This is a genomic window from Nocardia sp. NPDC019219 (assembly GCF_040632645.1).
GTDB classification, from domain to species: domain Bacteria; phylum Actinomycetota; class Actinomycetes; order Mycobacteriales; family Mycobacteriaceae; genus Nocardia; species Nocardia sputorum.
The window spans coordinates 1-12,671 of the sequence record NZ_JBEYCG010000017.1; the positions used below are offsets into that span (position 1 = coordinate 1).

At 69.2% G+C, this 12,671-nt stretch carries 9 protein-coding genes; 8 read left to right on the forward strand and 1 reads right to left on the reverse strand.

The window, feature by feature from the left end; genetic code table 11:
• Positions 1-1,359 precede the first annotated feature (1,359 nt).
• From ABZ552_RS26655 to ABZ552_RS26690, 8 genes are all read left to right on the forward strand, one after another.
• Positions 1,360-2,982, forward strand: a complete 1,623-nt coding sequence (locus ABZ552_RS26655) for a hypothetical protein (RefSeq protein ID WP_281875008.1) — start codon at positions 1,360-1,362, stop codon at positions 2,980-2,982.
• Between the two features lie 39 nt (positions 2,983-3,021).
• Positions 3,022-4,491, forward strand: coding sequence for a PPE domain-containing protein (locus tag ABZ552_RS26660; RefSeq protein ID WP_281875007.1), 1,470 nt, complete (start codon positions 3,022-3,024; stop codon positions 4,489-4,491).
• 22 nt (positions 4,492-4,513) lie between these two features.
• Positions 4,514-4,849 carry a YbaB/EbfC family nucleoid-associated protein gene (locus ABZ552_RS26665; RefSeq protein WP_281875006.1) on the forward strand — a complete coding sequence of 112 codons (336 nt, stop codon included), beginning with the start codon at positions 4,514-4,516 and terminating at the stop codon, positions 4,847-4,849.
• Positions 4,849-5,574 (forward strand): hypothetical protein, encoded by a 726-nt coding sequence (locus ABZ552_RS26670; protein WP_281875005.1) that lies wholly within the window; start codon positions 4,849-4,851, stop codon positions 5,572-5,574. Before ABZ552_RS26665 ends, ABZ552_RS26670 begins: the two co-directional genes overlap by 1 nt.
• The gene (locus ABZ552_RS26675) at positions 5,571-5,954 is read left to right on the forward strand and encodes a hypothetical protein (protein WP_281875004.1); all 384 of its coding nucleotides are present in this window, start codon (positions 5,571-5,573) and stop codon (positions 5,952-5,954) included. Before ABZ552_RS26670 ends, ABZ552_RS26675 begins: the two co-directional genes overlap by 4 nt.
• A 36-nt stretch (positions 5,955-5,990) precedes the next feature.
• Positions 5,991-6,311, forward strand: a complete 321-nt coding sequence (locus ABZ552_RS26680) for a hypothetical protein (protein ID WP_281875003.1) — start codon at positions 5,991-5,993, stop codon at positions 6,309-6,311.
• A gap of 7 nt (positions 6,312-6,318) precedes the next feature.
• Complete coding sequence (locus ABZ552_RS26685; RefSeq protein WP_281875002.1) at positions 6,319-8,889, forward strand: hypothetical protein; 2,571 nt, start codon at positions 6,319-6,321, stop codon at positions 8,887-8,889.
• 146 nt (positions 8,890-9,035) lie between these two features.
• Entirely contained in the window at positions 9,036-10,952 is a 1,917-nt protein-coding gene (locus tag ABZ552_RS26690) for a type VII secretion target (RefSeq protein ID WP_281875001.1), read from the forward strand.
• 456 nt (positions 10,953-11,408) lie between these two features.
• Here ABZ552_RS26690 and ABZ552_RS26695 read toward each other — a convergent pair whose 3' ends face one another.
• Complete coding sequence (locus ABZ552_RS26695; RefSeq protein ID WP_281916873.1) at positions 11,409-12,545, reverse strand: hypothetical protein; 1,137 nt, start codon at positions 12,543-12,545, stop codon at positions 11,409-11,411.
• Positions 12,546-12,671 lie beyond the last annotated feature (126 nt).

Consider the following 12,671-nt stretch of genomic DNA (forward strand, 5'->3'; position numbering starts at 1 on the left):
CCACCACACCACCCGGACCACCCGGCACCGGCCCACCAGGCACACCCACACCAGGCTGACCCGGCACACCACCCGGCTGACCCGCCTGACCAGGCACGACCTGACCAGGCACAGGCGAACCCGAAACACCCGGCGAGTTGGACGGATTCGACTGCCCGGCGCCATTGGATTGACCGGGTGCCGGAGCGCCCACTTGCCCCGGCGGAGCGGAAACAGCCGGTTGTCCCGGTACGCCCGTACCCGGCCGTGACCGCTGCTGATCCGGCCGGCTCGACCACGGCGTCGCCGGGCCGGTCTGCTGATCTTCCGCCGTTTCCGGCTCTTGCGCTGCTACCTCGACCTCGGTGGGCCAGATTTCAGCAGAGGTCATGATCGTCCCCCGGTTGTCGGTGCCGTCGGCAGGTGGAGGATGCCCGAGCGGTAGGTTCGAGCAATGGGTCGCAGACGTTCATCCAACCCGTCCTCACAAGTCGCTGTGAACTGATCTGGCAGCCTGGACAATTCGCGCATGTCAGTGTAGATGGATCCGGACCGGCCTCCCCGGTTCTGCCAGCGCCGCGCTTCCCGCAGTTGGGAAGCCTCGACAATGAAGACGTCGAAAGTAGGTCTCACTCATGGTCGATCGTCGCGTACACCCGCTCCGTTCGACGATGGGGAGTTCGATCGAAAGGCGGACTTTGCCGTGGTGAGGCACGAGCCTTGCGAGCCTCTGACCCAGGTGGTGTCGGCCGCAATGGACGCAAGTGATGACCGGTCGACCGCCGCGCACCGGCGTGCCGCCTAGCAACCGGGAGGTGATCTCATGGGCTTCTTCGGTATTCCTTGGACGAATGTCGCCAAGTTCGCGTTGACCACAACTGCCACCGTTGCTGGTGGCGCGGTCGGGTCGCTTATTCCCATTCCAGGCGTCGGCACCGCGTTAGGCGCTTCGGCGGGGGCCTTCCTGTCGGAGACGCTGTGGGACGGCTTCGCCACTGGCGACTGGGGCGAGGCAGCGAGTAATGGCGCCGAATCCGGCGCCTTGGCATTGCTCGGAGGCGGGGCCGGTGGTGCCGCCCGGGGTGCGTTCGCGACGCTGGGTGGGCGCAATCTGGCGAGGCGGATGCTCGACGGTGCGATTCACCCGGCTGTTCGAAACCCGGCCGCGAACGTCGGAGCCGCATGGACCGCGCGAGGCGCGTCCTTGAATGCGGCTCGCGGTTGGTTGGCCGGTGCCGGCGTAGGTGCCGGTCTTTCGAGCGCCGGGCATTCCGGGGGTCCGGGGTCGGCCCCGGGACAAGGGCAGTCATATCCGGCGACGTTGCCGACCAAGCCACTCAATGCATCGACAACATTCAGCACTAGCTGAGGGGCAGTTCTATGGTGGACATGCACCCGATGCTGATGCCCGACCGGAAGAAGATCCAGGAGGGCAATTATCCGGCCGAATGGGTCTTCTCGGTTTTCACCGATTCCTGCTTCAAGAGCCTGTATCAAAACTTCGATGGGATCTGGAAGAGTCTCGGAAAAGATTCGAAGAGTGATCCCCCCAAAGCCCCGGATGTGCCACAGGTCGCCCCTGCGAATATCGGCAGTTTCACGAACTACGCGGAAGTGGCGGTGCAACTGAAGCGGTCGTACAGCGACCTGAACAGCAACGTCACCGAACTGGTGAACTCGATACGAGAATCCGGAAAATGGTCCGAGGCGGGACAGCAGGTGACCAACAAGGTGATCGACGAGAAAATTGTGGCGATGGCGCCTACCGCACCGCCCCAGGGCATACAGATCGACAGTTTCATCTTGACTTGGGTGACGGCCGCCAACGATTCCCTTGCTACCGAGATAGATACCGTCAGGCAGGGGCAGAGCGGCGTGGCCAGGGACATCGATGATCAGACCAAGATGATCAAGGAACTACAAGATCAGATAAAGAAGCTGGAGGCGGCGGCGAACAACCCGGCGGGCACTCCGCCTCCCGTCGACACATCGAACTGGCCGACGACTCCCGGTGTCACCGACCCGACTGTCCCCCCCGCCGTGGACAACAGTGACTTCCCCCCTGGCCTGGACGGTCTCGACGATCCGACGAGTCCCAGTACGACGCTGCCCGATCTGGACACCCCCGGCAGCCCCGGCTCGACCGGCCAGACGCCGAGCAGCCTCGACCCCAGCGGGACCACGCCGGGCGTGACGACACCCACCACGCCGAGCGTGCCGGTGACCCCCGCCACGTCACCGATGGGCTCCGGCATGGACCTGATGAGTTCCATGCTGCCGATGATGATGCAGCAGGCGATGATGCGGAACATGGCCGACCAGGACTTGAACAGTCGCCGCAGGGACCTGGACCCGAGCCGCTACGACGACGAGCTCGATGCGGTGGCCCCGCCGCCGGTCGCGCCGCCGGTCACGGCCCAGCCCGCCGTCGCGCAGCCGTCCACGACGGCCCCGGCGACGCAGCACGCCACGGCCCCCACCGGCACGACGTCCACCCAGCCCGCGGTCGCGCCCGGACGAACACCGGACGCGGACGGCAGCGTGACCTACACCTTCCCCGACGGACGTACGCAGAAGGTGTCCGCCATGGTCGCCCAAGTCCTCGACGCGGCGTTCGGCAACCACGCGAGCACCGACGGGCAGAAGGCATACGAGAAGACGCCGGCGAAGTGGTCGGACAAGAAGCAGATCGGCCAACGTGTGGGTGATTACCAGCTGATGACCGGCGACGTCGCCACGTGGACGAACTCGACCGCGATCCTGGTTGTGTTCCCTTCCGACCAAGGTGGCACATTGGAGGTCATCGTCAAGGGCGAGCTGAAGCCCTTCGACCCGAAGATGCCCGAGATCGCGTCGGAGACGAACACTTTCGAGGGCTTCGCGCACCCGAACGGCATTGAAGTGACCGCGCCGGCGGACGGGGGCGCGCCCTCGGGTACGCCGGGGTCGGCCGATCAGTCCGCGGCCGCGGCAATGCCGGTTGTCGCGACACCCGCGGGCTGATCGCGCGAGCAGTGCGGCAGATGAGGAGAGGAGGTCGCGATGGCGCTGAAGGTGGATCCGCAGGAACTCGTCGCTGCGGCGTCGAAACTCGCCGCGATGGCGCGCGATACCGGCGCGGCGATGCCTGGGGGTTGGGTCGTGCCCGCGGGGGCTGACCCGATTTCCGCCGCCGCGGTGCCGCAACTCAACGCGCAGGCCGCGTCGTTGTTCAACGGGATGGCGGGCGTTCTCACCGATATCCAGCGGACCGCGTACAACATCGGCGCGGCCGCCGCCGATTACACCGCGGCCGACGACGACGGCGCTCGGACCATCAACGGCAGCGGCGGTGAACTCCTCGCCAACCCGGTCGGCGAAGTGCAGGAGATCGGCCAACGACGCCCGCCCGGTCTGCGGTTCCCTGCCGCGGGCGGCGCGGTCGACCCGTTGACGTTCGCGCAGCAGCTGCACTCGGGCCCCGGACCGGGTGCGGCGAAGGGATTCGCGGACGCGCTGCGCAAGTTCGCCGGCGGTCCGCATCTCGCGGCGATCGAGGGCGTGACCTCGGCGGCGAAGTCGATGCAGAACTGGGAACCGGTCGGCTCCGCGGCCGCAGCGGAGCTCGGCCAGCGCCGCGGGTGGCTGGACCAGCTCGGCCTCGGCCTCGGGATGCTGGCCGACGGAATCGATACCTACAGCGACGCATTCCGGACCGCGAAAGCCAAACACCCCACGCCGGAGGAGATCATCGCCGCGCGCAAGGAGCTCATCGCGGCGATGCGCTCCAAGAACGAGGTCGGCATCCAGGCCGCCCTGGCGAAGTTCAACGAGCAGAACGCGCGTTCGGCGGAGACGATCACCGGCTACTCCACCGAGGTCGGCTCGAAGGTGGGCGCGAGCGAAGGAACCAGCGAAAGCGCTGGAAAGGGCAGCGGCAGCGGTGACAGCAGCGCGTTGACCCAGATGCTGCCCGCCCTGATGAGCGCGATGGCTTCGGCCGGGATGCCGCTGAGTCAGCTCGGACAGTCGGATACGTCGGACGCCTACGACGACTACGGCCTCGACGACTACGGTTACGACGACCTCGGCATCCCCAGCGGACTCGGTACGGGCAGCCCGAGCGGGATGCCCGCAGGCAGTCCTGGCCTCGGCATCCCGGATGTCGAAGCGGAAACCGTTGCGGCGGCGAGCGCCTTGCCGGTGGCCGCCGCGGCCAGCCTGGGTTCGGGCATGCCGCGCACACCGGTGATCGAACCTCTCGGTACGTCGTCGGCGGCCAACGCCGCCGCCGCGCGCGGCGGATCGCCGATGATGCCGTACATGCCGATGGCGCCCGGCATGGGCAACTCGGGTGGCAACAACGACCGCAACCGCGTCGTGGCGTGGCATCCCGACCGCTTGATGTACGTGGACGACACGCCGCACACCGAAGCGGTGATCGGTGAACGGCCGACCATTGCCCCGACCGTGACGCCGCCGACGCCCGCGCCGAGCAATCAAACCCCTTCCCAACCCGGAGGTAACGCATGAGTGAGCGCAGCGAGGTGGCGTCGTGAGTTCCATCCACCCGGACGTGCAGGCGGCCTTGGACGCCGCCCGGGATCTGCGGCACCGGATCGCCGAGATGCGAGAGAAGATCGACAACATTCGCGCCCGCAGGCCGTCGCCCAGCGGCGCGGTCATCCCGGAGGTCGACGCGATGGGCAGGCTGACCGATCTCTACCTCGCGCCGGGCACGGCCGACCGGCTCACCTGCCCCGAACTGGTCACCGAGATCATGGCCGCGATCCGGGAGAGCACCGCCGACGCGGCGCGGCAGTATCAGAGCGTCATGGAGAACCCCATCGACGCCGACGAGCCGGTCGGCACCGCTTCGGGGCAGGCCTGATGACCGAGCCCGCACCGGAGGTCACCGTCGCGGATACGGTGCGGTGGCTGCACGACGAGGGGCTGGTCCGGCTGGCCGGGGTGGCGGACGGCATCTCGGAGATCATCGTCGCCTACACGATCGATGTCGCCACCGGAACCGTCTCCGCGCATCCCGCCACCGGTGGCGGCGCCGGCGCGGACGTGGTGTCCCTGGCCGCCGACGACCTGCCGTATCCGACGGGCACCGCCCGCCGTCTGGTGATCGCCGGTGTCACCACTACCGACGCGGTCCTGGTGATCGACCTGGCCGCGACGTTGACGATCGCGATCAACGCCGACCATCCTGAGCAGACGGCCCGCTCGTGGGTGCTGCAACTGCTGTTGAATCCGGAGGTCACCATCACCACCAACAGCGCCGGCGTCGCGATCGGCAGCAGTGCCAGGCTGCGGCAGAGTTTCATCCCGGGCGGCGGCGCGACGCTGGTGAACGTCGACGACACCCGGCCGCCGGTGACGGCGGTGACGTTGAACCCCGCCACGGAAGGCCCCGACCATCTCGACGTGGCCCCGGACGGCACCGGCGAGTTGTACCTCGGGGCCCGGTTCTGGCAGATGCGCCAGATCATGCGCATCGAGGACGCCGCCTGGTCCGCGCTTGCCGAGCGCCTGGAATCCATGACCGACGACGCCGACTACTTGATCAATCCGCAGCCCGGTGAACGATTCTCGGAGAGCAGCCGATGACCGACATACATCCGATCCACATGGACGATTACGACGTCGACGATGTCGATGAGGTCGACGAGCGGGAAGCCGTCGCGCCGGACTGGCGGAAGATGACCTACGAGGTGTTCAACCCCGACCACACCGTCGGCGTCGGATGCGACCGGGATGGCGAGATCATCGGCTTGTACCTCACCGATGACGCCCGCGAGAACGGCGACGAGTGGTTGGCGTCGCAGATCGTCAAGCTCGCGCGGCTGGCGCACGCGAAGTCGCGCGTGGGTCTGCGGGCGGAGATGGAGTACAAGGGCACCCGCTCCTACACGATCGATTCGTTCGACCTTCCGACCGAGGCGTCGTATCGCGCCATGGAGGAAGCCGAGTTCCGACGCGACACCTGAGTGCCGACCGCCGCAACGGCGAGACAGGACAGCGACATGACCGACAAATTCGATACCGACGATCCGCACGAGGTCGTCGCCGCCGCGCAGAAGTTCCGGACCGCGATCACCACGGTCGGCGGCCAAGTCCAGCAGATCAGCGGTGGTTTCGTCGCGCCACGGCGACCGGAATCGGAGATCGATCGGCGACTGGTGGCGCACACGCAGTGGATCAAGACCACGTTCGAGCGTGCGGTGCGGGCCAACGGCCGCCGTGTGGACGCGACGACAGCGGTCACCGCCCAAGTGTCGTACACCCACGGTGACGCCGATCGTGCGGGCGCCGCGGCGGTGCGCAGCCGTACCGAGTTCGTCTGACTCGCTGATGGAACCGGAGCGCGACAGTCCGTACTGGGACGCCATCGTCGGCGACAACTGGCCGGCGATCTCGCCGGGGGACTGGAGTGCGCTGGAACGTCTCGCGCGGGACGGTGCGGGGGCGTTGGACCTGCTCGACGCAGACCGCAGACGACGCGAATTCGACGAACGGGCCCGTTCCAGTGCCGGGCTGCAACCGGTCAAGGACGATATGGTGCGCCAGCGGATGAACCCGCAGGCATTCGCCGACGCGCTGGAGGCCGCGGCGGATACTTTCCGGGACTTCTCCGACCTGGTGTACCGGACCCGCAACAAGATCCTCGACATCGTCGAGGAGGCTACGGCGCGGGTCAACGCGACCAAGCGCGCGGCCGCGGCGGAGGACGACGAATCCGACGCTCAGGCCATCCGCAGCCGGATTCCCGGAATGATCGCCGCCGCGAGGGAAGACGTGGAGGATGTCGTCCGGGCGGCGCTCAATTCGATCAGCCCCCAGGGGCTGCCCAGTTTGGGCTTGATCGCCGACGCGCTGGGACAGCCGGGGCCCTGGGAGCCGGGCCATCGTAATGCGCACGACCACAGCGGAAACGACCACGGTGGAGACGACCGGGGACAGCACCGGCCCGCGACCGACCACTCCGGCGATCCACGGCACAACGGATCGCCGCGGACCGATCGGCCGAAGGACGATACGCCCGTTGTGGTGTTCCCGGAGAACGTGGACGAGCAGCCGGTCGTCGATACCGCCGACCCGTCGTCGCCCGGAGACGAAGTCGGGCGGCAGCCGGATCCCCGCACGAGCCAGGACACTTCGACCGAATCTCCGGCTACGGGCCCGGTGCCCGGCCAGTACCCGCCCGGCGGAACGACGACCGTCCCCGTGAGCAATACGCCCGGCGGAACCTCCGACGCGGGACCCGGCTTGACCGCCGCGGGCGGCCCGCCTCGCGGACAGCTCACGGATACCGAGCCCATCGCATCGGATCAGGGAGCCCCTGCGGACGGCGGTGACCACGATGCGCCCGGTTCGGACGCGCAGGATCCGCACGGAAGAGGCTCGGATGTCTCGGCCGACGAGGCCGAGTCCGGAACCCATGACCGCTCCACCACCGCTTCGGTGGCGGAAACGCACGACGCCGCGGCACCCGAGCGGATCACCGATGTCTCTGTGTCCGCGGCCGACCCGGCGGCGTCGGTGGCACCGCCCTTCGTCCTTCCTCCGCCCGGGGTGACGCCGGGTTACCTGGCGCCACCGGCACCGGCGCCCGCCGCCGCGGCGGCGGCCCCGAGCAGTCCGTCCGGACCGGCGGTCTCCGCTCCAGCGGCACAGGCGGGCTCGGTTCCGCCGCAAGTGCAGGCGAAGCAGACCACGGTTCCACCCGGCGAATCGCGCGGACCGGCAGCCGCGCCCAAGGTCACGGCGGTGAGCGCGGGACCGCCCCCCGGCGCGGGCGCGGTGGGCAAGACACAGCCGCCCGAGCGGACCGAGCAGCGCGCGGACGCGGGCAAGGACGAGGCGGACGACAGCGACGATTCGATGCGCAATGTCGTCGGTGCGGCCATGACCTCGGCGGCGGCTCCCGCGTTCGTTTTGGGCGCGCGAGTGGACGGGGACCTGGTGCTGGCCCGCACGCTGCTCGCGGGCGTCCTGGCCGCGGGCGGCGACGCGGTCCTCGGACTCGGGTGGGCGGTGTCGGTGATGCGCCACCAGAGCGGGATCACCGCGTTCGTCACCTCGAACGAGGGACGCGGCTGGATACCCGCCGGGTTGTACCTGCCGCGTGAGATGTCCACGCCGTGGGTGTGGGAGGTGGCCGAAAGCGCGTGGGAGGGCGTCGCCGACCCCGCGCGCGTGCTGGCCGAGTTCGGCCTCGCCTGGGGGCGCAAGTCCGGTGCTCGGCTGACCGCCGTCGTCTCCTCCGAAGGGATCGACGCCGAACTGCGACGGCAGTTGGGCGAGGTGCCGATCGAAGGGGAAGTGGCCGCCTCGTCGGCGATGGATTTCAGCGCGCCGCGACCCAGTCTGGTCGACCGCCTCGAACTGGTGGCGGCCCCGGCGCTGGTGCAGCGGGCCGCGGCCACGCCGGAGTCGGAGATCGGGCTGCGATGCTGGGAATTGGCCTCCGACGCGCACGTTCGGGTGCGCAGCGCCGGTCTGGGTTCCCCGGCCGCGCTGGGAGCGCCCGCGGCACGCGAGCGGATCCTCGGCGCGCTGCGGCAGCGCCGGGAAGTGCCACAGGAGTGGTGGGAGGAGCTCCGGGATGCCGACGATCTGCTCACCGCGACGATGCTGTCGCGGCGCGCCGATGTCTCGCGGGTCGCGCTGGGCGAGTTGCGCGCCGACCAAGGTGACGGCCGGTACGCGTCGGAGATGAGCGGCCTGCGCGCCATGGTCTTCGAACGGCGTTGCGACGAACTCGTGCTGCTGCTGGCGGAGGCGGCGACACGACAGGCGCTGCGCGACGCGATGTACGCGCACACGCAGATCGTGGGTCATCCAGGCTTCGTCGCACCGGCTCCCGCGCCCGCCGCGGCTCCGCCGCGCCGCCCGACCATCACCGCGGGGCCAGGCCGCTGATCAGTAGCTGGACACCGCCATCGTCGAGAAGCGTCGCCACCCGATGCCGCTGCGCAAGTGCAGATTCGGGTGACCGCACCGCGCTCCCCATTCCTGGGAAGGATCGACAATAGGGGGACGTGTGGTGGGAAAGGATCTGATCGAGCATGCCGAACAGCATGGAAATCGACCCTGCGGTTTTGCGTCAGCTGGCCGACCAACACAGTCGGGTCGCCGCCGACACCAGGGAATGGGCCAAACCGCCGACGGATTGGCTGGCGAACTTCCTGCCCACCTACGGCAAGATCGCCTACCCGGTCTATGAAGCGCTGGAGCGATACTACGACGCACGGCAGCGCGCGGGCGAGGCGCTGGCCAGTGAACACGATCGCACCGCGGAGTCGTTGCGTGCGTCCGCGGACGCCTACGAGCAATCCGACGACGATTTCGCCCAGTACATCCGGCAGGTGGCCGGCCTCACCGATCAACCGTCTCCGGTGCCGGGAAGCTCGCCCGATCCGCTCGGCACGGACCGCCCCACGACACCGTCCGTGTCCACGCCCGGTTCGTCGCCCGATGCCGGCCCGGTGACGGCCGGTCCCGCTTCCTCCGGTCGCGATTCGGCCGCCCCCGACGCCACGCAGACCGACCCGCTCGCCGCTTCGCAAGGCAAACCCGGCGAGGCGTCCCCGACCGGAGCGGGCGTGCCCGGCGCGACCGCCGCGTCGACGGACCCGGTGAGCACCAACGGCACCGGCACGCCGAACGCGACGGGAACGACGACACCGGGTGGCCCGTCGAGCACCGGCGTGACAGCGCCGTCGGCGGCCGGCATGCCGCCCGCCGGGGTCGGCCCGCTCAACGGGGCCCCGGACGATCGAGGCGCCACGCAGCCGCCCACCGGCGCGACGGGCCGGTCGGACCTGCCGCCCATGCCGATGCCGGTGGCGAGCCCGTTCGCCGCCGCCGTGGCGTCGGCGAAGGACAAGGAGGCCGAACCCGCGTACGTGGTGGGCGGCCAGGTGAACGACGATCTCGTGCTGGCCAGGACGCTGCTCGGGAGCGTGCTCGCCGCGGTGGACTCCCCGGTGGGCATGGCCTGGGCCGTCTCGGTGATGCGGGGTCCCGGTGGAACGGGTGTCTTCATCACGTCGAACGAAGGACGCGGGTGGTTGCCCGCCGGATTGTTCCTGCCACGTGAGGTTTCCACGCCGTGGAACTGGGACGAGTTGCTCGCCGCCGACGACGGCGCCGGATCGCCGTGGGAAGGAGTCACCGATCCGGCCCGGGTTCTGGCGGAATTCGGGTTGGCCTGGGGTGCGAAGGCGAACGCGAGTCTGTCTGCCCTCGTGTCCTCCGGCCCGATCGATCCGGGGTTGCGCAACCGCTTCGGTGAAGCCGCGATGGAGGGGCTCGTCGCTCCGTCCTATGACGTCGATCTGCGCGAGTTCACCCCGGATACGGCCGACCGGCTCGGCCTTGCCGGTTCGATCGCCGGCCTGGAACAAGTCTCGTCGGTACCCGACGCGCAGGTGCGATCGCGGTGCGTGGAACTGGCCCTCGACGCCCACGGGCAGGTCGGGCGCTCCGGACCGGCGCCCGTCGAAGCCGCGACTTCGCGCCGGGTCCGGGAACGGATTCTCGCCGAGCTGCAAGCCGGAAGGCCGGTGCCGCGCGAGCTGTGGGACGAACTGCGGGACGCCGACGATCTCCTGGCGGCCTCGATGCTGGGGCAGCGGGTCGACGTGGGCCGGGTGGAGATCGGGCAGCTGCGGCTGGAAGGGGCATCCCCCTTGCGTAGCATGGTTTTCGAGCGGCGTTGCAACGAATTGGTGCTGCTGCTGGCGAACGAGACGAGCAGGCAGACCCTGCGCGACGCCGTCTACGCCCACGAACAGGTCACGCTGCATCCACAGTTCGTCTCGACGCCGGCGCCGGTGTCCACCGCCGTGCAGCCCGAGCGTGTCGCCCCGCCCGCAGTGGTTCCTTCGGTCACCGCGCCGGAGGTCGCCGGAGGACCGCCGCCCACCGTCGTGGCCGCGCCTTCGACCCCGCCGCCGGTGGCGCCTCCGGAGCAGTCGTGAAAGCGCCACGAGCGTAGGTCATTTCATTGATCCGGGCGCGGCGTGGTGGGTGCGATCCCGCCGCGCCGCGTGCCGGACGTCGGTAGGTCTGTCGCTGAGGGTTCTTCCGGGGAGTCGGGCCATTGCCTGGGGACCACACATCGCCTCGGGCTGGTCCACGGACACTGACCGGAGCGTGGCGGCCGTTCACCAGGTTCGGCGGGATTCCGGCCCCGGACGGCTACTGGGTACCGCAATCGTGTACGAGAGCGCACATCATGCGCACGGTCACCGCCGCCGATTCGGCAGCGTTGATAGAGCGGGCGATCCGCACGGCGGCACCACGTTGCTACCGGGCTGCCGGTACCCGATCGGGTGATCGATGCACGCGGTGAGCGTGGCAGCCGAGCCTCGACATGCCGAACCCGCCGACGGACTCGACCTCTTCGAGTGCTCTCCGACGGCGGCTCGACGCGGCTACGCCTCGATGACGGGCGTTTCTTCCGGAGTCGGTTCGCCCTCGGCCTCCGCCTCCTGAGCGGTCTCGCTGCCCGTCCGGGCGGTCGCGGAACCGTCCCTGGTCCGCCGAGCCGGGATCACGCTGGGTGACGCGGTAGCGGCCGGAGCTCCATCCTGCTCGGCGGGCGGCGCGGTATTGGCTGCCGGTGCCGCGGTGATGCCGCCGGGCGGCGCGGTTTCCGGCTGCGCGGCGGCCGGCTGCGCGGCGGCCGGTTGCGCATTCGGATCGCCCTGCGGCGGCGCGGCCGCGGGCTGGCCTTGATTGCCGGGCGGCGGCGCCTGCCCGGGCTGACCCGGGGCCCCGTGATTCTGGTTCTCCTCGGCCTTCTTCGCCTTGTCCTCTTCGGCGTTCTGCAACATCTCAGGTATCTGGGAGATCAGCGGCATCGCGGCCATCGGCAGCATCGCGAGCATCGGCAGCAGCGAGGAAAGGCCACCGTCACCGCCGCCACCGCCGCCGCTGGTGCCACCGGCCGTGCCGCCCCCGGCGTTCTGGCCGCCGCCGTTCGAGTTGCCGTTCCCTTTGCCGTTGGCCATATCCTCGTTGAGGTCGGCGATCGCGGTGACTTTGTCGTACACCGCCTCCACGGCGGCGGCGACCGCCTCGAGCAACGGAAGCTCCTGCGCGGGCTTCAGTTTGCCGGTGCCCGCGGCCTTCAGCTTGGTGTTGAGCTCGGCCACGATGGTTTTGATGGACCGCAGCGCCGACACTTGTTCGGCGGCCACCGTGACAGAGGTCTTGACCACCTTGTCGTCCATCTGCAGCAACTGCAGTTGCCTGGCCTCGACCTTGTCGATCGTCTTGCGGTATTCGTCGTCCGCCTCGCCCTTGCCGAGCGCTTTGTAGAATTCGGGCTCGAGCAGGTCGGAGACTTTCGGCGGGGGAGTGGTCATGCCGCGGCCGAGTAGGTCTACGGCGGTCTGAATGGCCGTGTCCGCCATCGCGATATAGGCGCGCAGCCCCTCCGAGGCTCCGGGCGGGCAATGCAGGTCGACCGGCCAGAAATGCTTGACCTCGGAGGCCACACTGGCCAGAGGGCTGGACGCCAGCGCCGATGCTTTTTTGGCTTTGGTCTCCGCTGCCGTTGGGGCCATACCGTCGCCACCGCCTTCCAGAAGTCACACCCATTGTCTCGGCTTCCCGATTATGGGAAGTGGCGCATAGTTCGATTACCCACCCACGGATGGGAATACGACCGATTCGGTTCGGGCGACACAATA